General features: G+C 64.6%; 24 protein-coding genes and 1 pseudogene. 6 read left to right on the forward strand and 19 right to left on the reverse strand.

The features are described 5' to 3' along the window. Positions 1 to 25 precede the first annotated feature (25 nt). Genes ACEU5R_RS00705 through ACEU5R_RS00740 form a run of 8 tightly spaced genes read right to left on the reverse strand, consistent with a single transcriptional unit; the run spans position 26 to position 8,193 of the window. Positions 26 to 733: an ABC transporter ATP-binding protein gene (locus tag ACEU5R_RS00705; protein WP_016452559.1), complete on the reverse strand. Its 708-nt coding sequence runs from the start codon at positions 731 to 733 to the stop codon at positions 26 to 28. Then, on the reverse strand, positions 730 to 1,482 hold the full coding sequence (locus ACEU5R_RS00710) for an ABC transporter ATP-binding protein (RefSeq protein ID WP_016452560.1): 753 nt from the start codon (positions 1,480 to 1,482) through the stop codon (positions 730 to 732). Before ACEU5R_RS00710 ends, ACEU5R_RS00705 begins: the two co-directional genes overlap by 4 nt. After that, the gene (locus tag ACEU5R_RS00715; RefSeq protein WP_016452561.1) at positions 1,479 to 2,447 is read right to left on the reverse strand and encodes a branched-chain amino acid ABC transporter permease; all 969 of its coding nucleotides are present in this window, start codon (positions 2,445 to 2,447) and stop codon (positions 1,479 to 1,481) included. Before ACEU5R_RS00715 ends, ACEU5R_RS00710 begins: the two co-directional genes overlap by 4 nt. Continuing rightward, the gene (locus ACEU5R_RS00720) at positions 2,444 to 3,301 is read right to left on the reverse strand and encodes a branched-chain amino acid ABC transporter permease (RefSeq protein WP_016452562.1); all 858 of its coding nucleotides are present in this window, start codon (positions 3,299 to 3,301) and stop codon (positions 2,444 to 2,446) included. The genes ACEU5R_RS00715 and ACEU5R_RS00720 overlap by 4 nt, the downstream gene beginning before the upstream one ends. 48 nt (positions 3,302 to 3,349) lie before the next feature. After that, a complete protein-coding gene (locus ACEU5R_RS00725; protein ID WP_016452563.1) occupies positions 3,350 to 4,546 on the reverse strand; it encodes an ABC transporter substrate-binding protein in 1,197 nt (398 codons plus the stop codon). A 37-nt stretch (positions 4,547 to 4,583) separates the two neighbouring features. Further along, entirely contained in the window at positions 4,584 to 5,393 is an 810-nt protein-coding gene (locus ACEU5R_RS00730; protein WP_016452564.1) for an SDR family NAD(P)-dependent oxidoreductase, read from the reverse strand. Positions 5,394 to 5,404: 11 nt separating this feature from the next. Further along, entirely contained in the window at positions 5,405 to 6,592 is a 1,188-nt protein-coding gene (locus ACEU5R_RS00735; RefSeq protein WP_016452565.1) for a lipid-transfer protein, read from the reverse strand. Between the two features lie 35 nt (positions 6,593 to 6,627). Continuing rightward, positions 6,628 to 8,193: an AMP-binding protein gene (locus ACEU5R_RS00740; protein WP_016452566.1), complete on the reverse strand. Its 1,566-nt coding sequence runs from the start codon at positions 8,191 to 8,193 to the stop codon at positions 6,628 to 6,630. Positions 8,194 to 8,416: 223 nt separating this feature from the next. Here ACEU5R_RS00740 and ACEU5R_RS00745 point away from each other — a divergent pair, with 223 nt between their 5' ends. Next, a complete protein-coding gene (locus ACEU5R_RS00745; protein WP_016452567.1) occupies positions 8,417 to 9,112 on the forward strand; it encodes a TetR/AcrR family transcriptional regulator in 696 nt (231 codons plus the stop codon). Between the two features lie 89 nt (positions 9,113 to 9,201). Here the strand turns inward: ACEU5R_RS00745 and ACEU5R_RS00750 are convergent, their stop codons facing one another. The 3 genes and pseudogenes from ACEU5R_RS00750 to ACEU5R_RS00760 form a co-directional block, all read right to left on the reverse strand. Continuing rightward, on the reverse strand, positions 9,202 to 9,339 hold the full coding sequence (locus tag ACEU5R_RS00750; protein ID WP_349675195.1) for a hypothetical protein: 138 nt from the start codon (positions 9,337 to 9,339) through the stop codon (positions 9,202 to 9,204). 55 nt (positions 9,340 to 9,394) lie between these two features. Next, positions 9,395 to 11,416, reverse strand: a pseudogene (locus ACEU5R_RS00755) (ParB/RepB/Spo0J family partition protein); the annotation flags it as partial. A 65-nt stretch (positions 11,417 to 11,481) separates the two neighbouring features. Next, positions 11,482 to 12,306 carry a DUF932 domain-containing protein gene (locus ACEU5R_RS00760; RefSeq protein WP_392408808.1) on the reverse strand — a complete coding sequence of 275 codons (825 nt, stop codon included), beginning with the start codon at positions 12,304 to 12,306 and terminating at the stop codon, positions 11,482 to 11,484. 554 nt (positions 12,307 to 12,860) lie between these two features. On the opposite strand from ACEU5R_RS00760, the gene ACEU5R_RS00765 reads away from it, so the two are divergent. Further along, on the forward strand, positions 12,861 to 13,082 hold the full coding sequence (locus ACEU5R_RS00765) for a hypothetical protein (RefSeq protein ID WP_051139142.1): 222 nt from the start codon (positions 12,861 to 12,863) through the stop codon (positions 13,080 to 13,082). Between the two features lie 47 nt (positions 13,083 to 13,129). Here the strand turns inward: ACEU5R_RS00765 and ACEU5R_RS00770 are convergent, their stop codons facing one another. From ACEU5R_RS00770 to ACEU5R_RS00800, 7 genes are all read right to left on the reverse strand, one after another. Continuing rightward, positions 13,130 to 13,480: a DUF2958 domain-containing protein gene (locus tag ACEU5R_RS00770; RefSeq protein ID WP_016452570.1), complete on the reverse strand. Its 351-nt coding sequence runs from the start codon at positions 13,478 to 13,480 to the stop codon at positions 13,130 to 13,132. Positions 13,481 to 13,773: 293 nt separating this feature from the next. Further along, positions 13,774 to 14,166: a hypothetical protein gene (locus ACEU5R_RS00775; RefSeq protein ID WP_016452571.1), complete on the reverse strand. Its 393-nt coding sequence runs from the start codon at positions 14,164 to 14,166 to the stop codon at positions 13,774 to 13,776. Positions 14,167 to 14,532: 366 nt separating this feature from the next. Continuing rightward, the gene (locus ACEU5R_RS00780; protein ID WP_016452572.1) at positions 14,533 to 15,597 is read right to left on the reverse strand and encodes a YhcG family protein; all 1,065 of its coding nucleotides are present in this window, start codon (positions 15,595 to 15,597) and stop codon (positions 14,533 to 14,535) included. Further along, positions 15,594 to 16,946: a site-specific integrase gene (locus ACEU5R_RS00785; protein ID WP_016452573.1), complete on the reverse strand. Its 1,353-nt coding sequence runs from the start codon at positions 16,944 to 16,946 to the stop codon at positions 15,594 to 15,596. Before ACEU5R_RS00785 ends, ACEU5R_RS00780 begins: the two co-directional genes overlap by 4 nt. Positions 16,947 to 17,624: 678 nt before the next feature. Then, a complete protein-coding gene (locus ACEU5R_RS00790; protein ID WP_103271232.1) occupies positions 17,625 to 17,924 on the reverse strand; it encodes a type II toxin-antitoxin system RelE/ParE family toxin in 300 nt (99 codons plus the stop codon). After that, the gene (locus ACEU5R_RS00795) at positions 17,914 to 18,162 is read right to left on the reverse strand and encodes a type II toxin-antitoxin system Phd/YefM family antitoxin (protein WP_103271233.1); all 249 of its coding nucleotides are present in this window, start codon (positions 18,160 to 18,162) and stop codon (positions 17,914 to 17,916) included. Before ACEU5R_RS00795 ends, ACEU5R_RS00790 begins: the two co-directional genes overlap by 11 nt. Positions 18,163 to 18,218: 56 nt before the next feature. Next, the gene (locus ACEU5R_RS00800) at positions 18,219 to 18,590 is read right to left on the reverse strand and encodes a hypothetical protein (protein WP_392408809.1); all 372 of its coding nucleotides are present in this window, start codon (positions 18,588 to 18,590) and stop codon (positions 18,219 to 18,221) included. 194 nt (positions 18,591 to 18,784) lie between these two features. Between ACEU5R_RS00800 and ACEU5R_RS00805 the strand changes: the two genes are divergently transcribed. From ACEU5R_RS00805 to ACEU5R_RS00820, 4 genes are all read left to right on the forward strand, one after another. Then, positions 18,785 to 19,066 (forward strand): type II toxin-antitoxin system HigB family toxin, encoded by a 282-nt coding sequence (locus ACEU5R_RS00805; RefSeq protein WP_392408810.1) that lies wholly within the window; start codon positions 18,785 to 18,787, stop codon positions 19,064 to 19,066. After that, positions 19,054 to 19,503, forward strand: coding sequence for a type II toxin-antitoxin system HigA family antitoxin (locus ACEU5R_RS00810; RefSeq protein WP_103271235.1), 450 nt, complete (start codon positions 19,054 to 19,056; stop codon positions 19,501 to 19,503). Before ACEU5R_RS00805 ends, ACEU5R_RS00810 begins: the two co-directional genes overlap by 13 nt. 146 nt (positions 19,504 to 19,649) lie before the next feature. Further along, positions 19,650 to 20,666, forward strand: coding sequence for an amino acid ABC transporter substrate-binding protein (locus ACEU5R_RS00815; RefSeq protein ID WP_392408811.1), 1,017 nt, complete (start codon positions 19,650 to 19,652; stop codon positions 20,664 to 20,666). Positions 20,667 to 20,847: 181 nt separating this feature from the next. Further along, positions 20,848 to 21,129 (forward strand): peptidylprolyl isomerase, encoded by a 282-nt coding sequence (locus ACEU5R_RS00820; protein WP_103271237.1) that lies wholly within the window; start codon positions 20,848 to 20,850, stop codon positions 21,127 to 21,129. Between the two features lie 67 nt (positions 21,130 to 21,196). Here the strand turns inward: ACEU5R_RS00820 and ACEU5R_RS00825 are convergent, their stop codons facing one another. Continuing rightward, positions 21,197 to 21,841, reverse strand: a complete 645-nt coding sequence (locus ACEU5R_RS00825; RefSeq protein WP_103271238.1) for a TetR/AcrR family transcriptional regulator — start codon at positions 21,839 to 21,841, stop codon at positions 21,197 to 21,199. Between the last annotated feature and the right edge of the window lie 148 nt (positions 21,842 to 21,989).

Genomic DNA, 21,989 nt, shown 5'->3' on the forward strand with positions numbered 1-21,989 from the left:
TGGGGTTTGCATGGGCACGGAGCGGTCACGCCGCTGCGCCCGTCGTGATGAGGCCCTCGACGTGGGCGCGCTGCGCGTCCAGTTCCTGGGCCGTGCCGGACCAGGCGACCTGGCCATGGTCCAGCACGTACTGGCGGTGGGCCAGCTTCAGGGGCACCTTGAGGTTCTGCTCCACCAGCACGATGCCGGTGCCCTGGCGATGGACTTCGCTGAACACGCGGACCAGTTGGTCCACGATGACCGGCGCCAGCCCCTCGGTGGGTTCGTCGAGCAGCAGCATGCGCGGGTTGCCCAGCAGGGCGCGCCCGATCGACAGCATCTGCTGCTCGCCGCCGGAGAGCTGGTCGCCGCCGAAGTCCAGCCGTTCCCGCAGGCGCGGGAAGGCGTCCAGCACCCGGTCGAGGGTCCAGTGCCCCGGCTGGTGGGCCAGCGCGCCGATCTTGAGGTTCTCCAGCACCGACAGGTTGGGGAAGATGCGGCGCGTGTCCGGCACCAGCGCCACGCCGAGCTTGGCGATGGCCTCCACGCCCAGGCCCGAAATGTCCTGCTCGCCCAGCAGGCGCCGGCCGGCCACCAGGGGCATCAGGCCGACCAGGGCCTTGAGCAGCGTGGTTTTGCCTGCGCCGTTGCGCCCGACGATGGCGACGATTTCATGGAAATCGATCCGCACGGAGATTTCTTCCAGCGCCAGGGCCTGGCCGTACCTGACGCTGGCTTTTTCGAGTTCGATCACTGCGCGTCCTCCCCAAGGTAAATCGACCGCACCGCTTCGTTCCTGCGGATGTCCTCGGGGGCGCCGCAGGCGATGACCGAGCCGTTGCTCATGACCACGATTTCGTGGGACAGCGACATCACCGCATCCATGTTGTGCTCGATCAGCAGCACCGTGCGCCCCTGCGCGGCCTTGCGGATCAGGGCCAGCGCGGCCTGGATCTCGTGGTGGCCGATGCCCGCCAGCGGTTCGTCCAGCAGCAAAATCCTGGGATCGGGCAGCAGGGTCACGCCCAGTTCCAGCGAGCGCTGCAGGCCGTAGGGCAGCGTGCCCGCGACGTCGTCGCGGTGGGCCGCCAGCCCCGTCAGCTCCAGGATGGCATCCAGCTGCTCGCGGAACTGCCGGTCGAAGTGGCGGCTCATCCAGAAGGGCTGGAACCCGGGCCGGCGGGACTGGGCCGCGACCAGCAGGTTCTCGGCCACCGTCATTTCGCCGAAGATCTTGATGATCTGGAAGCTGCGCCCGATGCCCATGCGGGCCCGTTCGTAGGCGGGGCGCTGGCTGATCTCCCGGCCGCCGCAGTACACCTTGCCCGCATGGCGCATCTGCCGCCCGGCCAGCACGTTCAGCAGCGTGGTCTTGCCCGCGCCGTTGGGTCCGATCAGGCCGTAGATGCAGCCCTCCAGGAATTCATGGCTGACGTCGTTGACCGCCTTCAGGGCGCCGTAGCTGACAGTCACGCCCTCGCACCGCAGTGCTGCCTGGCTCATCGCGCACCTCCGCGCCGGTTCTTCTGGTAGGCCGCGAAACCCTGCTCCAGCTCGCCAACGATGCCGCGCGGGAAGAAGATGGTTGCAAGGATGAACACCAGGCCCAGCACGCCGTACCAGTACTCGGTCCAGCTGCTCAGCCATTCCTTGAGCACCTCGAAGGCGATCACGCCGACGGTGGCGCCCCACAGCGAGCCGGAGCCGCCCAGCAGGGTCATGATGATCACGTCCCCCGAGGTGGTCCAGTGCAGCATCTGCGGGTTCATGTACATCAGCAGCGAGGCCAGCAGCGCCCCCGCCAGGCCGCTCAGGCCGCCCGAGATCACGAAGGTGATCTGCTTGTAGCGGTTGACGTTGAAGCCCAGTTGGTCGGCGCGGGTCTCGTTGCCACGGATCGCCGCGATCACGCGGCCGAACGGCGAACTGCGCAGCGAGATCACCGCCAGCATGACCAGGGCATACACGCCCAGCACGAACCAGTAGTAGTGGACGGGGTCGTAGAAGTCGATGCCCAGGAAGCCCGGGCGCTCCACGCCCGAGATGCCGTCCGACCCGCCAGTGAAGCCGCGCAGCTTGCTGTCCGCCAGGATGAAGATCAGCTGGGACAGCGCCAGGGTCACCAGCGCGAAGAAGATGCCGGACACCCGCAGCGCGAAGAAGCTGAACAGCAGGGCGAACGCAGCCCCCACGATGATGGCCAGGCCCACGCCGGCGGAGAAAGGCAGCCCGTATTTCTGCGTCGCCAGGGCCACGGCGTAGCCGCCCACCCCGAGGAAGGTGGCGTGCCCGAAGGACACCATGCCCAAAGCGCCGAACACGAAGTCGAAGCCGATGGCGAAGATCGCCCAGATGGCCGCCAGGGTGACCAGCTGGATCAGCGCTTCACTCGGGTTGAGGAAGGGCAGCAGGATGCCGGCCGCGGCCAGCAGCAGGCCGAAGCAGATGTCGAACAGGGAGAGTTTCATGCCGTCCTCGCCGCGCGGTAGAACAAGCCCTGCGGGCGCGTCAAGAGGGTGCCGATCAGCAGCACGAAGGTCATGATGTCCACCCAGCCGGGCAGGTACACGTAGCCCAGGGCACGCACCATGCCGATCAGCATGGACGCCGCGATCGCCCCCCGGATGTTCCCCAGCCCACCCAGGATCACGACGATGAAGCAGTCGATGATGGTGTTGGTCGCCATACCCAGCTCGATGGGGAACAGCGGCGCCGCGATCGCGCCCGCCAGGCCCGACAGGCCACAGCCCGTGGCGAAGACCGCCATGCGGATCGCGCCCACTGGCAGGCCCAGGATGCGCACCATTTCCGCGTCGCTGCTGGCGGCCCGCACGAGCATGCCGAAAGTGCTCTTCTCAAGCACCAAGTACAGGCCCGCCGAGACGAGAGCGCCGAACCCGATCACGAACAGCCGGTACATCGGGATCGTGCTGCCCAGCATGTCCACGGTGCCGTTCCACAGCGGCGGAATCGCCACCTCCTGGTAGCCGGGGCCCCAGACGAAGCGCACCACGTCGCTCAGGATCAGGATCAGGCCGAAGGTCAGGATCAGCTGGTAGAAGTGCGGGCGCTCGTAGAGCGGTCGCAGCGCCAGCTTCTCGATCACCGCGCCCGCCAGCGCGGTGAAGAACGTAGCGGCCAGCACGCCCATGAGGAACGAGCCCGTGCGCCGCCCCGTTTCATACGAGACGTAGGCGCCCAACATATAGATGGCACCGTGGGCAAAATTGATCACACCCAGCATGCCGAAGATGAGCGTCAGGCCCGCCGCCAGCAAAAACAGCAGCATGCCCAGGCTCAAGCCGATCACGATAGTTGACATAGCGATTCACCGAGTGCGGAAGGCCGGGGCGGCCTCCCGCTGCGGCCTTCAGTTCTTGCAGGCCTCGAACAGCTTCTCTTCGGGAAAGACCTTGGTGATCTTCATCGTCAGCGCGGGGGCTGGCGGGGTGCCCTGCACCACCTCGCCCCAGAAGCCCGGCTGCAGGGCCTGGTGGTCGCAGGCACGCATGGTCTTCTTGCCTTCCACGGAGTTCTCGCGGACGCTGGCGGCGAAGGCGTCCACCCACTTCTCCTTGTCCCAGGAGCCGGTCTTTTCCACCGTGTCCAGCCACCACGCCATGCCGTCGTAGGCCTCCCCGGCCGTCATGCTGGGGAAGATGCCGAACTTCTTGCGGTAGGCCTCGACGAACTTGCGGTTGGCGGCGGTGTCGATGGTGTGGTCGTAGCGCAGGCCGGAATTGACGCCCAGCGAGGCCGGCCCCACGGCCGCCGCCATGGTTTCATCGGCGGCCACGGGTCCGAAAAGCACCTTGCTCTTGCCCAGGTTCACCTGGCCGGCCTGCTTGAGCAAAGTAACCACGTCCGAGCCCGTCAGCATCAGCAGCACGCCGTCGGCGTCGGACTTGGCGATCTTGTCCACGATGGACGAATAGTCGCGGTTGCCCAGGGGCGGGAAGTCCTCACCCACGATCTGGATACCGTTGGGGCCGGTCTGCTGCTTGATCCACTCGTAGCCGTCACGGGTGGCCTGGTAGTCGGCGGTAACGATGTAGATCTTCTTGAGCTTCCTGTCCTGCATGTACGCCAGCGCCATGCGGTTTTCCATGCCCAGGTTGTTCGATGTACGGAAGGTGTAGCGGGAGCCGCCGGGCACGGTGATCTTGTCGTCCGCCGAGATGGTGACGAGGTGGGGCACCTTGCGCTGCTTGGCCAGGTTCATGACCGCCAGCGTGGAGGCGGAGCTGAGCGCACCGAAGATCATGTGCGAGCCCTCGGAGATCAGCTTGGTGGCCTTCTGCACGGCGGGCTGGGGCTTGGTTTCGTCGTCCTCCCAGGTGACTTCGATGGGCACGCCCATCACCTTGCCGCCGCGCTCCTCGACGGCGATCTGCACGCCCCGGCGCATGTCCTCGCCCAGCAGCCCGTAGGGACCGGAGAGCGACAGCACGCCGCCGATCTTGAACTTCTCGGGCTTGGACTGGGCATGCCCGTTGGACACCAGCCCCATGGCCGCCGCCGCGGCGACCACCATGCCCTTTTTAAACCATTTCGCAACGCTAACCATGATGTGTCTCCTGTCGTTGATTTGCATGTATTCCAGGTCAGCCGATGCGGGCGGAAATACCGCCATCGACCATGATTTCGGCGGACGTGACGTACTTGGATTCGTCACTCGCCAGCCACAGGGCCGTGGTGGCCACGTCCCATGCGTCTCCCATGTGGCCCATGGGGCACTGCCGGTCCCGCTTGGCCAGCATTTCCTCCTGCGACGCTTCCCGGTACCCGTCCGCCAGCGACAGCACGGGCTGTCGGACCATGGGCGTATTCATCAGGCCCGGCATCAGCACGTTCGAGCGGATGCCCCGCTTGGCGTATTCCAGGGCGACGCTGCGGGAGAAGCCGAGCACCGCGGCCTTCGAGGCGCTGTAGGACACGTAGGCCACGCCGCTGTCGCGCACGCCGGCTACCGAGCCGATGTTGACGATGCTCCCCCGGCCTTTCCGGAGCATGGAGGGGATCGCATGCTTGCAGGTCAGGAACATGGAGGTGAGGTTGATGTCGAAGACCAGGCGCCAGTCCTCCAGGCTCTGCTCGACGACCCCACCCAGGCGGGCGGTGCCGACGTTGTTCACCAGGATGTCGATGTCGCCATAGGTGGTCACGCAATCCTGGACCAGCGCTTCCACCGCGCCGGGGTCGGTCACGTCGCACTGGGCCACGCTCATGGCCCCGCCCTCTTCCCGCACGATCGACTCGGTCTCGCGCGCTGCGTCCAGGTGGATGTCGCAGCCATAGACCTTCGCCCCTTCGCGGGCGAACAACACGGCCATGGCCTTGCCATTGCCCCAGCCGGGCCCCGATGATCCGCAACCGGTGACCAGGGCCACCTTGCCTTCCAGGCGTTTCACCATGATCTCGTCCCTCAGTCCGCGCGCCCGTACAGGGTCACCACGGTGGCGCCGCCCAGGCCCGCGTTGTGCTGCAAGGCCAGGCGTGCACCCTCCACTTGGCGTGCTTCGGCGCTGCCGCGCAGTTGGTGGGTCAGCTCGTAGCACTGCGCCAAGCCGGTCGCGCCCAGCGGATGGCCCTTGGACAGCAGCCCGCCCGAGGGGTTGACGACGACCGCGCCGCCATAGGTGTTGCTGTCCGACTCGACGAAGGCCCGGCCCTCGCCGACGGCGCAGAAACCCAGGCCCTCGTAGCTGAGCAGCTCGTTCTGCGCAAAGCAGTCGTGCAGCTCGCACACGTCGATGTCCTGCGGTCCCACGCCTGCCGCCTCGTAGACCTGGCGGGCGGCCTCGCGCGTCATGTCGAAGCCCACAACGGAAATCGCGGACTTGTCGGCGAACGCGCCGGGGCGGTCGGACACCAGCGACTGCGCCAACACCTGCACGTTGGCGGAGAGGCCCATCTTCTGGGCGAACTTCTTGCTCACGAAGACGGCGGCAGCGGCGCCGCAGGTCGGCGGGCAGGCCATCAGGCGGGTCATGGCGCCGGGCACCAGGGGCGAGCTGGCCAGCACCTCCTCCACCGTCACCTCCTTGCGGAACAGCGCCAGCGGATTGCGCGCAGCGTGGCGGCTGGCCTTGGCGCGGATCCTGGCGAAGGTGTCCAGCGGGGTGCCGTACCGCTCCATGTGCTCGCGGCCCGCCGCGCCGAAGTAGCGGATCGCCATGGGCAGCTCGGGGTGGCCGAAGATCTCGTCCATGACCCCGTTGAAGTGGTCGAGCGGATCGGGCCGGTCGTCCCAGTACGCCCTCAGGGCGCCGGCGGGCATCTGTTCGAAACCCACCGCCAGCGCGCAGTCCGCCGAGCCGTTGGCCACGGCCTTGCGCGCCATGTACAGGGCCGTGGAGCCGGAGGAGCAGTTGTTGTTGACGTTGATCACCGGCACCCCGGTCATGCCGACCTCGTAGACCGCGCGCTGGCCGCTGGCCGAGTCGCCATAGACGTAGCCCGCATAGACGTCCTGCACGTCGGAGTAGGTGAGGCCCGCGTCCTGCAGCGCCTCGCGGATCGCCTGCGCAGCCATTTCCGGGTACGGCAGGTTGTCGCCGGGTTTCTTGAAAGGGGTCATGCCGACACCGGCAACGAGAACGGGCTCTTGCATTGCGATACCTCCGGGGTTGAATCACCAAACGTGCGTCAGGAAACCATGCGCTCCTGCGCGTGCCAATACTTCTTGCGGACTTCTTTCTTCAAGACCTTGCCCACCGCACTGCGCGGCAGCTGCGCGACGATCTCGACCTCCTTGGGCGCCTTGATGCTGCCCAGGCGGTCCTTGACGAACTGGATGAGCGCCTGCGGCTCCACGGACTGGCCCGGGCGCAGCTCGATGACCGCCCTGACGGCCTCGCCCCACTTGTCGTCGGGCACGCCGATGACGGCGCAGTCCTTCACGGCCGGGTGGGCCATGACGGCGGCCTCGACCTCGGACGAGAAGACGTTGAAGCCGCCCGTGACGATCATGTCCTTCTTGCGGTCAACGATGAACAGGAAGCCCTGCTCGTCGAAATAGCCCACGTCGCCCGTGCAGTGCCAGCCGTGGCGCTGCACTTCAGCCGTGGCCTCGGGGTTCTTGTAGTAGCCCTCGGTCACGATGTCGCCCTGCGCGACGATCTCGCCCACGGCCCCCGGCTGGGTGAGCAGGCTGCCGTCGTCGTCCATGACCGCCACCCGCGTGAAGGGGAAGCGGCGCCCCGCGCTCAGCAGGCGCTGGCGGGGCGCCACCTGCCCGTCGATGAAATGGTCCTCGACCCGCAGCACGGAGATCGCGCCAGGCACTTCCGCCTGGCCATAGATCTGCAGCATGACGGGGCCGAACACATCGATGGCCTCCGCCAGTTTGTCGGGCGACATGGGTGCGGCGCCGTACATGAGGTAGCGCAGCGCGGAAAAGTCGAAATCGCGGACGTTGGGCTGCGCCAGTAGCGTATAGATGACTGTTGGGGGCAGGAACAGCATGTTGACCCGCTCCTGCTCGATCACCTTGAGCAGGTTCTGCGGATCAATCCCGTCCATCAGGACAACGCGGCCACCGCGCGCCATGAAGGGCAGCGACACCAGCCCCGCCGTGTGGGTGATAGGTGCCGCCGCCAGCACGGTCATGCAGTCGGTAATGTTCATGGCCGACATATGGTTGGCCATGGTCGCCGTCAGGTTGCGGTGGCTGAGCATGACGCCCTTCGAGCGCCCCGTGGTGCCACCGGTACCCATGATCATGGCCAGCCCCCGCGGCTGCAGCGGCGCTGCGTACATCTCGGGCGGCTGGCCTTGGATCAACCGAGCAATCGACAGATCCGCCCCATCGGCCTCTTCCAGAGCTATGTAGTGACGAATGCGGGGGACCTTGCCGCGGATCTCGGCGACCTGGCTGATATAGCGGGCCTGATAGAAAAGGACGTCGCAGTCCATGTCCTGCAGGAACTCGATGTTGGTCTCCACGCTGTTGCGCGCATTAACGGGCAGCCAGACACCCCCTCCGCGCAACACCCCCAGCAGCGCCACGAAAGCAGCCCCGGCATTGCCGCTCAGCACTGCGCCGTGAAAACCAGGTGCGAGTCCCAAGGCCTGTAGCCCCCGTGCGATCTGGCACGTGAGCGCTCCCGCTTGCGCATAGGTGACGGCCGGGGTATCACGCCCGCAGTCCACGAAACAAGGCGCATCCGGATGGCTGGTAGCACCAGCATCGAAATAGTCCAGCAGATTCATTGCTGTGCTTCTCCGTTCAAGTCAAGTCTGGTTCGGTGGAACAGCTATCGCAGACAATTCACATGCCTGCGGCGGCGGCGTTCAGCTGGAGGCCTCTGCATTCGGTGATGCCCCTTGCATGCTGTTCAAGCGGTACCATTTCTTTTAAATTGGTACCATTAGACGCGCTCGATTGGTACCAAGTCAATTGACTTGGTACCATGTCTCATTAGGAGAAACCCGCATGAAAAAGAAGCTCACAGACGAAGAGTTCTTCGATGCGCTGACCCATCTGCTCCTGACGGAGGGGGTCAAAGGCCTGACCGTGGGTGAAATCGCCGCACGGCTGCACTGCTCGCGGCGGCGCCTCTACGACATTGCGCAGACGAAGGAAGAGATCTTCTGCGCCGTCGTGCAACGCTTTTTCGATAGCCTCCTGAGACAGGGCGAAGCACTGATCCACCGTGAACAGGATTTGACGACAGCACTCGCTGCCTACCTGGACGTAGGCGTCCAGGCGGCTAGTCGCATCGGTGTCCAGTTCCTGAAGGACGTCGAAGATTCAGCAGTTGCCAGAGGTATCTTCGATCACTACCAGCAGGTCCGTACCCTTAGGCTATCCCAACTCATCGACGATGGGGTACACCAGGGTGTCTTCGCACCCTGCCATGGGCTGGTCGTATCCGAACTCATTCTGGGAGCCGCACTAAGGCTGCGCCGCCCGGCATTCCTTGCCCAGGCCAATCTCACCCTTGAGGACGCATTCCAAGAGTTCTACCGGGTGCTGCTAGGTGGGCTACTGATCGACTCAGCCACACCAAAAGCGGCTCGTAGGGGCGTACGGGCAAGCCGAGCCACTTCGCAGCGCACCGTCACAAAGAAAGATACAGACCCTGATGAAGTCGGCACGATGCTAATTGCCGCCTGGAATCGCGGTTAGGGAAGGTCTGCACAACACCCGCTGCGACAAGCGCCGGCACGTGATGTTTCAAGACCTGCACGTTTTCCTAGTGGTTGAAGCTGGCAGTACTATGGTTGCCTGCCCGCTTCAAGCGCCTGATGCGCGCTGCGCCCCGGCCGGAAGCCGTAGCTGTGCTCGCTGAAGGTCGGATCGATGAGCGGTTGCAGCACCTGCAGCAGGGCCTGCTGGATCAACCTGTCCACCACGGTGGGAATCCCCAATTCCCGCGTCCCTCCGCCCGGCTTGGGTACCCGGAATAGTGGCGGCTTCTTCCGCGCCGTTCTGCTGCGCAACCTGCGGGCTTTCCTCGGGTACGTCTGCCTTCGTGAAGATGGTAGGCATCCAGCCGGTGCCCTTCGCCAGCCGCTCGGCCTCGCTGGCAATGTCGGCCTTCTTGAGCTTTGCCAGCCGGTGGACGCTCTCGGGCGCGAACTCGCCCACGGCTTGCAAAACCGCCGCCTTCGCAACGTGCTTGAAATAGCCTTCCGCCGTGGGTTGCCACCATACGGCCATGTCGAGGCCCACGGCCTGCGCCAGTTCCGCGCCGGGCTGCTGCGCCGTGCCGCGCGGCGTCACCACGTCCACCGTCGAAGCCACGCACACGGCCAGCAGCTTGACCAACTCGCCTTGCTCCATCGCCAGCAGCGCGACGAACAGTGCGGCGCTGTCCTCGGGCAACTTGCCGCCCCACGCCTGCTGCAATTCGCGGAGCGCTACGGCGGCGGGTGACTCGGGCCAGTCCGGTGCCATGCCTTCCAGCCGGTCTTGAATTTTCAGGCTCACGCCCAGCGGAATATCGTGGCCGTAGTAGCGGCCCTGCAAGACGGTCTGCACCATGCCATGCACCAGCACGGCCAGCGCCACATGTGGATGCTGGGCCACCTCGATTTGCAGCGCCGCCGTGCGGTGCGCGCTCAGGCGTTGGGCCAGCCGGTCGGAAATCGCTGCGGCCTTGGGCTGCTCGTCTTCCTCGCCTTCGTCATCGTTCGCGGCGTCCGGGTCGCTAAAGCCTTGGCGCAACTTCTCCAGCGTGCGAAGGGCTTTCGCCTCGGCCTCGCGCAGCAGCCCTCGATGAATCACGGCCTCGCCGTTGCGGTCGATGGTGACGATGGCACCGGCTGCGGCCTTCACATTCGCGCCGTATCCCTGCAAGCCTTCTTCCAGTGCCTGCAACTGCTCGCCCAGGGCTTCGCCTTCCTCCTGCAAGGCATCGGCCTTGTCCTCGTCGTCGGCGTCCATCGCGGCATCCACCGCTTCGGCCACCTCCTGCATCTTGGCTTGCAGCTTCTCGATGCGCTGCGCTTCGCGCTTGTTGGGTTCGCGCCGCTCCCTCGGGGCGCGCTGGAAGGCGTGCAGGTCGGCATGGGTCATGCCCGGCGTGGCATCGGCCCAAGCCCAGCCCTCGGCCTTCACCTCGGCGGCGATGCCCGCCAGCTTGTCCTGTGCCAGCCGTTCCAGCAATGCAGCATCAGTCAGGTACACGCCCGCGTCATCCTCCGCGAACAGGTCGCGGCGGATACCGCCGCCCTCCTGCTCGTAGGCGTCCAGCCCGACGAAGCGCACCAACGGATGCCGGTAAGCGTCGATTTCCCGTTCGGTGAGGCGTTCGCGCAAATGCGAAGGGTGGCGTTGCCACTGCGGGGCGTCGTAGAAAGCGGCTTCCTGCGCCGCGTGGTCATCCGTTCCGGCCAGGGCCATCAGCTGGTCCAGGCTCACGGCGTCGGCCCGATAGTCGGCCATCAGGCGCGGGGAGACATTCGCCAGCTTCAAGCGGCGCTGCACGACCAGCGGCGTGACACTGAAATCCGCCGCAATGTCCTCGATGGGCCGGCCTTCGGCCACCAGTGTCGCGAAGGCTTCAAATTGGTCTGCCGGGTGCATGGCTTCACGCTGCACGTTCTCGGTGAGGCTGGCCGTGCGCGCAGTGCCATCGGCCACCTGCAGGCAAGGCACGTCCCAATCCTTGGCGATGCGGTGCTTCTTCGCCAGCAGCTTCAACGCGGCCAGCCTGCGCCCACCGGCCACCACCTCGTAATGCAGGCCATCGGCGGCGGGAATCACGATCAGGTTTTGCAGCAGGCCCACGCGCTGGATGGATGCGGCCAGTTCAGGGATGGACATGCGCGGGGTCTTGCGCACGTTGCGGCCCGTGCGGCGCAGCACCAGACGCGACAGCGGCACCAGGATCATGTACTTGCTCGGGTCGGCGGCTTGCAGCACGTTCGCGGCGCTGCTGGCTGCGGTGTTGACGGCGCGGGCTTCGGTGGTGGTAACGGCGTTCATGGCGAATCTCCAATCAAGTGAAACAAGGGAATGGAGGGGAACCGCCCCTCCGGCGGGGGAACGGTTCAGGCCTTGAGGGCGCGCATGCCATCGGCCAGCAGCCACAGGGCGCGATTCAGGCGAATGTCGGAATCAATGCCCTGCACGGGGCGGGTTTGCTGCCTGCGGCCATTGGCGGCGCGGCCATGCAATCCGCCCTTGGTCAGGTTCTCCTGCGTGCGGTTAAACACGCTCCACAAGTCGGGGCGGCGATCCTCGAAGCGGCGCGGCATCAGGATTGGCGATTCCGTGACGGGCGCGGGCTTGTTCGGGTCGTCGTACTTCAAAGCCAGCGCGGCACGGGCGAACACTTCGGATTCGCCATCGTCCAAGGTGATGCCGCGCATCAGGTCGCGGGACTCCTGCACCCGGTCAAAGCCGCGCAGAACCTCGAAGGCGCCTTCGATGACTTGGCCCGCCACGTCGCCTTTGTGAGGCACGCGCACATCGGCAAAGGTGTCGCCGCACACCAGCCCATTGGCGCAGATAAATCTGAATTGCCCGGCCAGCATCTGATAGCTGCTGGTGCCATCGTGCGAGTTCAGCAGCACGATTTCGTTAGCTTCCGCGCCGTTGATCTGGCTGGCGTGGCGTAGGCGCAGCAGGTGTTTCGTGTGTTCGCGCCGCCTCTCGTTGCGTACACGGGTCTGGCACACCATGAAGGGCTGGAAGCCTTCTTTGCGAAGCTCAGTCAAAACCGTAGCCGTGGGGATGTAGCTGTATCGCTCCGAACGGCTCTCATGCGGGGAGTCCGCGAAGATGGACGGGGCCACGCGCCGGATTTGGTCATCCGACAGGGGATAGTCGGAACGCAGTGCGGGGGAATGGTTTGCGAAACGGGATGCGAGCATGTCTTTCTCCTGACTTGGCTGTTGAAGAAACACCGGATTCCTAGATTCGGAGCCCAGCCTTTCGGCTGTTCGGTGCAGTCGGCACGAGGAACCCGGTTGGCCCTGTTGCCACCGTCTTTCCTGAGTTCATCGCCCGCGACGGTCAGGAGCGCGCGGACGGGGGCCGTCAAGGAGACAAGCGCAGGGTTGGTGCGGCCCGCAGGCGCAGCCGAGGACACGGCCCTGCGCGCCTTGACGGCACACGGCCGCGGGCTACAGTCGCGGACAAGGTGATGAGTCAGGGAAGACGGCTGGACAAGGCAACGGCCCCTCAACACGCCGACCGCACGGCAAGCGAAGCGCGCAGGCCCGAAGCTGGAAGCCGGGCCGGAGGCGTCAGCCGACCGGAGGGAGGGGACGATGGAAGCCCGTCAGGGGCGAAACCCCGCAGGGGGTTCGATGCGCAGCACGACAGCGCGACCGGCCATCTCCCAGGTGGCCGGGGACGTCCACATGACTTCAACGAAATCCCCTTGGACTGCTACTCGCCCAGCCATCGGCACAATGGCAATGACATGGACATACGAGCCCTACAAGACGATGAACTGATGGCCCAGGCCCGAGACTGGCGGCAACGGGCACTGCGCGGAGAAAAAAACGCACGCGGCTTTGCGCACGAACTGGAATGCGAAGTGCGTCGGCGCTTCCCCAAGAACGACAGGCCCTTGACGCTGCCGCCCGTGCGCCTGCTGGGCACGGTGTCGCAGCCTATCCAGCGTCGATGGAAGCCCTGGTGAACGCCCAGGGGGAGTAGAGAAAAGGGGCGTGGCGCCCCTTGACAGAATCAGAAGACGATCCGCCCCGCCAGCCGCGCATCCCGCGCATAGGCACTCAGCCGCTTCTCGGCACGAAAGTGCAGATCGCGCTCGATCGGCAACCCCAGCCGCCCGCGCACGGTCGCCAGTTCCTGCAGGCTGACCCAGCCCAGCTCGGGCATCCCCAGGCCCAGATCGCACAGACCGAAAGCATGGTCGTGATCGTCCGGGTCGATCTCGGTCAGCAGCCAGGTCGCGCCGGCATCCGGTGTGAACAGCTTGAGCACAGGGGCCGGATCAAAGTCCGACGTTTCGGTGGATTGCCGGCCGTTGGCCAGCAGCAGCGCACGCTGCTCGTCGGTGATGAATGCGCAGTTCATGGTGAACTCCTGAAGGATGCCGGGCGGAATTGCCCAGCCCTTCCGGGGCACGGCGCAGCGCAAGCAGTCAAGGGTCATCGACGGCCGCAGGCCGCAAGCGCCATCGGCGCGCAGCCCTTGACGGCGAGCACGCCGTGGCACGATGAAGGAAACAGCAAGCCGCCCCTCCAACGAAGGCACGGACTGGCAAGCGAAGCGCGCAGCGCCACAGGCGCGGAGAAACCCGCACCGGGCGCAGCAGAAAAAATGCGCCGCCCCCGCAAGGACGACGCACCGAAGGCTGCGCAGCGCGATCAGTTCGCCGCCGGCACCGTCATCGACTGCAACTGCTCGATCACGCCAGGCTCAACGAACACGCAAGCCTGCTCGTCCGCGATCGGCACGTTGAACAACTGCGCGAACACCGTGCGTCGCAGATGGGCCAGCCGGCCCGTCCGGTATACCTGTTCGGGCTTCATGCGCCCGCCGGCCTGCGAGCCGCTGCGCTGCGGATCGCATTCGACCAGCGCGACAAAGCCATCGTCGGACAGCTTCTGATGCTCGGGGCACAGACCCCAGCCCGTCTTCGTATGGCGCTCCATGCTGGCGCGCAGGCGCTTGTCCAGCAGGATGGTGCCGGTATCGAACGCCGTGCCGCAAACGAGGCAAACGTGCTGTTCGAGGGAAACGTGTGATTTATCGTTCATGACGATCTCCGGTTGCACGGGCGGAATTGCCCGGAACCGTCGCCCCCACGGCGTAGCGCAGCAGTCAGGGGTCGCAGACGGCCGCCAGGACGCAAGCGCGCACAAGCGCGCGCCGCCCTTGACGGCGAGAACGCCGTGATACGGTGAAGGGAACAGCAAGACCGCTCACACCCGCCCACTGCAAACACCCACCTTTAGGCAAGCGCAGCGCGCAGGCCCGGATCAGCGAGCCGGGCCGGAGGCGTCAGCCGAGTGAAGCGAGGGAACGATGAAAGCCCGAATGGGGCGAAACCCCGCAGGGGATTCGATGCGCAGCACGACAGCGCGACGACGGCACGCCGGGACGCCCGAATGCGAGGAACAGAACTACTCGCTGTCCGTCTTGCGCTGCTCGATTTGCAACCGCGCCCGCTCGGTCGCCTGCTGCAACCGCTCGCCCAGCACGGCGCGCGGTGGCAAGCTGGTCAGGTACTCGGCCACGTGGATGCCCGACTTGTCCAGTTCCAGCAGCTCGATCTGCTCGGACTTCTTGCCGGTGCAGAGGATGATCCCCAGCGGTGAGGCTTCTTCGGACTCCCGCTCGTGCAGGTCGAGCCAGCGCAGGTACAGCTCCATCTGCCCCTTGTAAGCGGCCTTGAACTCGCCGACTTTCAACTCCACTGCCACCAGCCGCCGCAGCTTGCGGTTGTAGAACAGCAGGTCGAGGTGAAAGTCGTCGCCGTCGATCTGGATGCGCTTCTGACGGGCAACGAACGTGAAGCCCACGCCCAGCTCCAGCAGGAAGGATTCCATTTCGCGGATGATCGCGGCCTCCAAGTCGCCTTCCTGCCAGGTGTCTCGCAGGCCCAGGAAATCGAGGATGTACGGGTCTCGCATGACCAGAGCGGGCGACATGCGCTGCGCATCGCGCATCCTCGCCAGCTCTTGCGCAATCGTCTCGTCCGGCTTTTGAGATAGCGCCGTGCGCTCGTACAGCATCGAGTCGATGCGCTCGCGCAGCGTCCGCACGCTCCAGCGCTCGATGTTGGCCATCTGTGCGTAGTAGTCTCGCTGGAGCGGGTCTTTCAGCGGCAGCAAGGCCACGAAATGCGACCAGCTCAATTGTCGTGACAGCGTCACGACAATTGGCTCGTCCGTGTAGGTAGCCGCGAACTGCACCATCCGGCGCAGGTTCTTGTCCGCGAAGCTGCGGCCGTAGTCCTGCACAAGCTGCGCAGCCAAGGTCGGCAGGATCTCATCACCGTATCCGGCCCGCTGACCAGCCAGCACTTCCGTGTGGATGCGCTGGCCGATGCGCCAAAACAGCAAGGTCAGCTCGGCGTTGACCGCTGACGCGGCGCGCTGCCGCGCCGCGTCGATCAGTACTCGAATGTCGCCCAGCAGCGTGGCTGGTGCCACAGATGACGCCACGGCTGCTTTGCGCCTGTTCATGCCGTGACCTCCTTCTGGTCCTGCATCAGATTCGGCGCAGCCCGCTTGGAATCAGGCGGCACGGCGCGCGTGGCGGCTTTGCGATGCCGGAATGGACGGTAGTTACCCAGGCTGGTGCGGGTCTTGTCGTCGTCCGTGACCACAGGAGACGGCTTCGGCAGCGCAGCCGGCGCATGGCCGTCGATGGCGCCCCGGCGTAGGGTGGCCACTTTCTCGGCAGCGGCACGCACCGGGTCATCCTCTGCATGGACATACGCCATGAACTGCGTGACGGTCTTGTGCGCAGTCAGCGCCATGCCGACCTTGATGGGGATACCGGAGTTGGCAATGTCGGTCGCCGCACGATGACGGATGCCGTGTGTTCCGACATGCGCTACCTCTGCGCGGCCTAAGATGCGCTTCCAGCCGTTGTAGTACGTGCTCTCGGGCAATGGCTTCTTGGCATCAAAGATGGCTGGACACACGTAAGGCGAGTTGTCGATGCGGGGCGCATTGCGCAGCAACTGGTACGCCGCCTCGCTCATCGGCTTGGACATATCGCCCGTCTTGCTGTCAGACCAGACGACCCGGCGATTCTCGAAATCCACCCAAGCCCATTCGAGCGTGCGGATTTCGGTCATCCGCGCGGAAAACTCGAATTGCAGGCGAACCGCCAGCGTCACGGTCGGATGCTCCAACCCCAGGGCATCCGCACGGTCGAGGTAAGCATAGAGCCGCCCCAGTTCCTCGTTGTTGATATACCGCGTCTCGCCGTCCTCGCGGTACTTGGGGACGTGTCGGCATGGATTGGAGCCGTCAGGCCGGTAGCCCCACACCTCGGCCATGTTGAACATCTTGCGCAAACAGGCCAGAACCCGATTGGCCGTAACGCCGATCTTTGCCTTGTCCTTCATCAGCGTGGTGATGTGCGCCCGCGTTACGTCCGGCACCTTGAGCTTGCCCAGGGTAGGCAGGATGTGGCGGTCGATGTAGCCCTGGTAGGAATCGACCGTCCGGGGCTTGTTGCGCGGCTTGGAGTATTCCTCGATGAACTGCCCGCACAGTTCCTTGACCGTCGGGGCCATGCGGGCAGCCAGCTTGGCGGCGCTGGGGTCGTCGCCCTTGCGCACGTCGGCCAGCCAGTCCTGTGCGATCGACCGCGCTTGCTCGACGGTCAGCTCGCCGAACTGGCCGATCTTCGGCTTGCGGCGCTCGCCCCAGTTCGTGCGGTACTGGAGCATGAAGACCTTGCGGCCGTGGGCGGTGACTTTGCAGAGAAAGCCGGGGACAATGGTATCCCGCAGTTCGTAATCCTTGCCGGTGACTTCTGCCGTATCGACAGCGGATTTGGTGAGTTTGATCTTAGCCATGACGCCTCCTAGTTCGAGATCGAACGCAGGAACCAGCCAGGAGCCACGGCATCAGAATGTCTGCCGCAATCGGTCTGGTCTAGGCGTAAGGCTAAACGGGACTAGCCTCTTGGAAAACCAAGCGCAGCAAGGCTCTGCGGGTTCCAGCGTGGTCTCATGCTAGTCTCGGGACTCAATCTCAAAATCCCCCGCCGCAAGGCGTGCCGGTTCGATTCCGGCCTCGGGCACCACTTATAAATCAAGCACTTACAGCACTAACCCATATACGCTATGTGGTGCTGTTCCGCATTGGTTCCGCACGGCGTTCCGCTTTAGTCGTCCGCCCCTGGCCAATCTCAAAGCCTGACGCCCAGCTCATTGTGAGCCAGCACGCGATCAGCCGCCCGCTGCGTCAGGTAGTCGTCCTCTTCGATGAAGATCGGACTCCATCTCAAGTAGAAATCATTACTCATCGGCTCCCGGCTTGCGCAGCCTAAACGATCTGCGATGGCGACCAATGTTGGTCGCGTGGAGGCCGCGTCTCGCTTTCGAAATCGACCGCTGCAAGCATGCCAGCGTTAACTTGTTGATGCAGCGAGTTGGCCGCATGAGCAATGCGTGCAGCCTCTACCTCATCGAAAACAATCTCCGAGCACTCGGGACGGAACGCGCCGATGACGTCACGAATAATTCAGTTCCTCATCCATCCCCGAGGGCCTGTCGCTTGGCTGCCGCCGTGTAAACGGCATTGCGCTCGCGTTTGCCGACTGCGACCACCACGACGATCAGCTCACGGTCGCGCACCTCATACACCAGGCGATAACCGGCGCTGCGCAGCTTGATCTTGTAGCGGTCCTTGTGGCCGCCGAGCTTGGCGGCCGGTACGCGCGGGTTGGTCAGGCGCTCGGCCAGTTTGGCCTTGAATTGCTCCCGCGTGTTGCGGTCGAGCTTGCGCCATTCCTTGAGCGCCTCGTCGAGGAACCCGAGATCAAAGCTCATCGAGCTTGACCTTAACAACGGCCTGACCTTGCCGCGCGTCGGCCAGGGCGTTCAATTCCATATCTTCAAGCCGCTCCATCAGCGCTTCATACGCCTTCGCCGGCACGCAGTAAAACGCTGGGGCATTCCGGTTCAGGATGGCAACCGGGAAGCCTTCGCCTGCGGCGACAGTACCCATCGGATTCTTCTTGAGTTCTGACACGCTCGCGGTGATTTCCGCCAAAATAAGATGCGACATGATCTTTTCCTCGACCTATTAATAGTGCTAATTGTAGTGCTACTATCTGGTCGCTTTCAAGGACTAGGGTCGTAAAAGTGCACAGTCTTCCAGGCGCGTTTAGCGGGCCGTAGAGCGCGACGCACCAGCAGAGCGCCAGGGGTCGCTTTCTTCGAGAAAACGCCCCACAGGCTCTTGGCGAGGTGTCCAAGAGTTTTTTGACCCTTGGCGCGCGGCTCCCCTTTGCTGAACCATGCTTCCGCAAAGACAATGTTCAGGTCCAGCGTCATGTTGTCAGGCACCAGCCCCCAGCCAGCAGGAATATTGGTGGTCAGCGCATTGAGCGTGGTTTGCAGCAACGACGTTTCGAGCGGTCGCGGGACGGCTACCAGCCAACCGACCTGACCCTGGCCTTGCTTGAACACGCGGAACGGAGTGTGGGCTTGCACATGCAGATCAAACCTGCCCTCTGCGATACGCGATCGGTACAGTGCAGTTGCTCAGCAGCGCAACATCGTGATGGCATCAGCCTCAACATCGCCCCCGATGACAGGGCGTTCCAACCCAAGCTGAGGGATGGTCGGGCCAGACCTATCATTATCGGTTATTGCAATTTTTATTTGAATTTGCGATATTCATGCCTATGCACATCATCTCCAAGCAAGCATTGCGCGAGTTCTGGGCACATCACCCCGGATCCGCCAATGCGCTGGCCCATTGGCATACCACGCTGATGCATGCCCGGGCCGCCGATTTCTCGATGCTGAAGAGGGTGTTCAACACCGTCGACTGGGTGAATGGATACGTTGTTTTCAACGTCGGGGGCAACAAGTACCGCATCGTTGCCGACATCATGTTCCGGTCGCAAACCGTCTTCATCAAGCATGTCTTTACGCACAAGGAGTACGACTCATGGCAGCCGTAATCCCCCATCTGGCCGAGTTGGCCCGCAGTTATGACGCATTCCGCACGGTGGCGGGCGTAGGCGCGATCCGTAGCGAAGCAGATCACCGCCGCGCCTTGGCGTTGATTGAAGCCATTCTGGACGAAACCCGCGACACGCCCGCGCGCGAAGACGCCTCGCATCCGCTGGCCGATCTGCTGGATCTGTTGACGGCGGCGGTGCATGAGTACGAGGCCGACCACTACGCCATCCCGGTCTCATCGCCCCGTGAGGTGCTGCGCTTCCTGATGGATCAGCATGGGCTCACTCAGTCCGACCTGCCCGAAGTCGGTAGTCAAAGCGTGATCTCCGAGATCCTGGCAGGACGCAGGACGTTCAATACCCGGCAGATTGCCGCCCTGGTGCAACGATTCCATGTAGCTGCCGACGCCTTCATCGAGCACGATGCCGCGCGCTAGCGATCGCGCCCGCCCCGTAAATTCCGCTCCTTGGACTTAAAGGGAATTCCCCGATACTCCCCTCCAGGACCCGTCGCTACCATTCGCCGCACTTCAGCCTCCCGGCTGACGCGAAAACAGACATATCCCTGCAGTACGGAGACACCATGAAAGCACTGAAACTTGCCGCGGCGGGCGCCGCGCTGTTCGTTTCGTCCTGGAGCGCCCACGCCGGCGCGACGTTCGACAGCATCAAGAACAAGGGCTTCGTCCAGTGCGGCGTGTCCACCGGCGTGTCGGGCCTGTCGGCCAACGACAGCAAGGGCGACTGGGTCGGCCTGGACGTGGACCTGTGCCGCGCGATCGCCATCACCCTGTTCGGCGATGCGTCCAAGGCCAAGATCCTGTCGATCAGCGCGCTGCAGCGCTTCACCGCCCTGCAGTCCGGCGAAGTGGACGTGCTGACCCGCAACACCACGCTCTCGCTGACGCGCGACACCACGCTGGGCCTGATCGGCGTGGGCGTGAACTACTACGACAGCCAGGGCATCATGGTGAACAAGTCCCTGAACGTCAAAAGCGCCAAGGAGCTGGACGGCGCCACGGTCTGCGTGCAGCCCGGCACCACCACCGAGCTGAACCTGGCCGACTGGTTCCGCTCGCAAGGCATCGCGTTCAAACCCGTCGTGGTCGAGCGCCTGGACGAGATCATCCGCTCGTTCGCCGTGGGCCGCTGCGACGCCTTCACCGGCGACAAATCCCAGCTGGCCGCCGCGCGCAGCACGCTGGCCAATCCCGATCAGTACGTGATCCTGCCCGAGAACTTCTCCAAGGAACCGCTCGGCCCGATGGTGCGCCAGGGCGACGAGCAGTGGTTCAACATCGTGCGCTGGACGATGTACGCGATGATGGAAGCCGAGGAATACGGCATCACCTCCAAGAACGTGGACGAGATGCTGAAAAGCACCAACCCCAACGTGCAACGCCTGCTGGGCGTGACGCCGGGCATGGGCAAGAACCTGGGCGTGGATGACAAGTGGGCCTACAACGTCATCAAGCGCATCGGCAACTACGGCGAAAGCTACGAGAAGAACCTGGGCGAGAGCAGCCCGCTGAAGCTGCCGCGCGGCCTGAACGCCTCGTATCGCGACGGCGGCCTGATTTACGGCTGGCCGGTGCGCTAGCCCCACGGCGCCGATGACGGCGCCCACCGCATGCATCGGGACGCCGGCCTTTGCCGGCGTCCCTTTTTTTGACCACTGGAAACCACCGCGGCAACGCGCGCCGTCTATGATGGCTGGGCGCCGGGTCCGCCCAAATGCGTTACTCTCCCCACCCCAACCGATTTACCGCAAGGAGCCTCTCATGGCAAAAGCCGCCGCCCGCCACATCCTGGTCTCGACCGAAGCCAAGGCCAACGAACTGAAGACCGCCATCGAGAACGGCGCCGACTTCGCCCAGGTGGCGAAGGAAAACTCCAGCTGCCCGTCCAGCCGCGACGGCGGCAACCTGGGCACCTTCGGCCGTGGCGAGATGGTCAAGGAATTCGACGCCGTGGTGTTCAGCGCCCCGGTCGGCGAGGTCCAGGGCCCGGTCAAGACGCAGTTCGGCTACCACCTGGTCGAAGTGACCAGCCGCCAGGACTGAGCCGTCCCGCAGCGACAGCAAAACGCCGCCAGGAGCGATCCTGGCGGCGTTTTTCATTGCGCCGGGCCTATTGCCGCGCCTGGAACAGCGCCGGGTCGAACGGCTCGCGCTGCTCCAGCACGGCCAGCGCGCCGACGATGAGCGCGTACATGCCCTGGGCGAACTCGGCCTCGACCTGGGCCTCCTCGGTGGCGCGGTCCGGCCTGGCGGCGGGCTCTTCCCCAGCCACCGAATACACCGTGTCGGCCACGGCGATGCAGTGGAACGCCACCGTCGCCAGCAGCACGCGCGCCTGATCCGGCGACACGCCATAGACGCGCGCGACCTCGCTCTGGTGGCCGTGGATCTTGGCCATCATGGGCTGGGTCGTGACCGACGGGCGCAGCAGATACGGCGCCAGACCGGGATGCGTCTTGACCATGTCGCGCAGCGAGATGACCAGCGCGACCAGGTAGTCCCTCAGTTCGGGATGGGTATCGGCGCCGGCGTGCGGCACCGGCCAGCGGGTGAAGATCTCCTCGGCCACCATCAGCTTGAGCGCCTCCAGGCTGTCCACCCGCTTGTACAGCGCCATGTGGCTCACCCCCAGCGCGGCGGCGACATTGACGAAACTCACGTTCGGCAGGCCGACGGCGATGCCGGCGTCGGCGATCCGTTCACGCGTGATGGTGCGCGGGCGTCCGCGAGCCGCGGGCGGGGTGTCGGGGGGCATGGAGTCTCCGTGTGATGGGCGGCAACCCGGGGTCTGCCGCGCCAGCCTCTGAACAGGGAGTTTACTTCGCTGGCCGAATTAGTTTAGTATTCGTAAACTAATTCATCTGATTAGTTCAGATTCTCATTTACGTCTGCGTTTCCATGAC

This window comes from Achromobacter sp. 413638, from assembly GCF_043119405.1.
Taxonomy (GTDB): Bacteria; Pseudomonadota; Gammaproteobacteria; order Burkholderiales; family Burkholderiaceae_B; genus Achromobacter.

Coding starts and splice junctions, on each gene's coding strand:
- ACEU5R_RS00810 (WP_103271235.1), top strand. CDS start 19,054: ATGGCAGCCGTAATCCCCCATCTGGCCGAGTTGGCCCGCAGTTATGAC.
- ACEU5R_RS00720 (WP_016452562.1), bottom strand. CDS start 3,301: ATGTCAACTATCGTGATCGGCTTGAGCCTGGGCATGCTGCTGTTTTTG.
- ACEU5R_RS00780 (WP_016452572.1), bottom strand. CDS start 15,597: ATGAACAGGCGCAAAGCAGCCGTGGCGTCATCTGTGGCACCAGCCACG.
- ACEU5R_RS00820 (WP_103271237.1), top strand. CDS start 20,848: ATGGCAAAAGCCGCCGCCCGCCACATCCTGGTCTCGACCGAAGCCAAG.
- ACEU5R_RS00730 (WP_016452564.1), bottom strand. CDS start 5,393: ATGGTGAAACGCCTGGAAGGCAAGGTGGCCCTGGTCACCGGTTGCGGA.
- ACEU5R_RS00785 (WP_016452573.1), bottom strand. CDS start 16,946: ATGGCTAAGATCAAACTCACCAAATCCGCTGTCGATACGGCAGAAGTC.
- ACEU5R_RS00795 (WP_103271233.1), bottom strand. CDS start 18,162: ATGTCGCATCTTATTTTGGCGGAAATCACCGCGAGCGTGTCAGAACTC.
- ACEU5R_RS00725 (WP_016452563.1), bottom strand. CDS start 4,546: ATGGTTAGCGTTGCGAAATGGTTTAAAAAGGGCATGGTGGTCGCCGCG.
- ACEU5R_RS00735 (WP_016452565.1), bottom strand. CDS start 6,592: ATGCAAGAGCCCGTTCTCGTTGCCGGTGTCGGCATGACCCCTTTCAAG.
- ACEU5R_RS00815 (WP_392408811.1), top strand. CDS start 19,650: ATGAAAGCACTGAAACTTGCCGCGGCGGGCGCCGCGCTGTTCGTTTCG.
- ACEU5R_RS00740 (WP_016452566.1), bottom strand. CDS start 8,193: ATGAATCTGCTGGACTATTTCGATGCTGGTGCTACCAGCCATCCGGAT.
- ACEU5R_RS00760 (WP_392408808.1), bottom strand. CDS start 12,306: ATGCTCGCATCCCGTTTCGCAAACCATTCCCCCGCACTGCGTTCCGAC.
- ACEU5R_RS00805 (WP_392408810.1), top strand. CDS start 18,785: ATGCACATCATCTCCAAGCAAGCATTGCGCGAGTTCTGGGCACATCAC.
- ACEU5R_RS00770 (WP_016452570.1), bottom strand. CDS start 13,480: ATGAACTGCGCATTCATCACCGACGAGCAGCGTGCGCTGCTGCTGGCC.
- ACEU5R_RS00745 (WP_016452567.1), top strand. CDS start 8,417: ATGAAAAAGAAGCTCACAGACGAAGAGTTCTTCGATGCGCTGACCCAT.
- ACEU5R_RS00790 (WP_103271232.1), bottom strand. CDS start 17,924: ATGAGCTTTGATCTCGGGTTCCTCGACGAGGCGCTCAAGGAATGGCGC.
- ACEU5R_RS00715 (WP_016452561.1), bottom strand. CDS start 2,447: ATGAAACTCTCCCTGTTCGACATCTGCTTCGGCCTGCTGCTGGCCGCG.
- ACEU5R_RS00765 (WP_051139142.1), top strand. CDS start 12,861: ATGGACATACGAGCCCTACAAGACGATGAACTGATGGCCCAGGCCCGA.
- ACEU5R_RS00775 (WP_016452571.1), bottom strand. CDS start 14,166: ATGAACGATAAATCACACGTTTCCCTCGAACAGCACGTTTGCCTCGTT.
- ACEU5R_RS00710 (WP_016452560.1), bottom strand. CDS start 1,482: ATGAGCCAGGCAGCACTGCGGTGCGAGGGCGTGACTGTCAGCTACGGC.
- ACEU5R_RS00825 (WP_103271238.1), bottom strand. CDS start 21,841: ATGCCCCCCGACACCCCGCCCGCGGCTCGCGGACGCCCGCGCACCATC.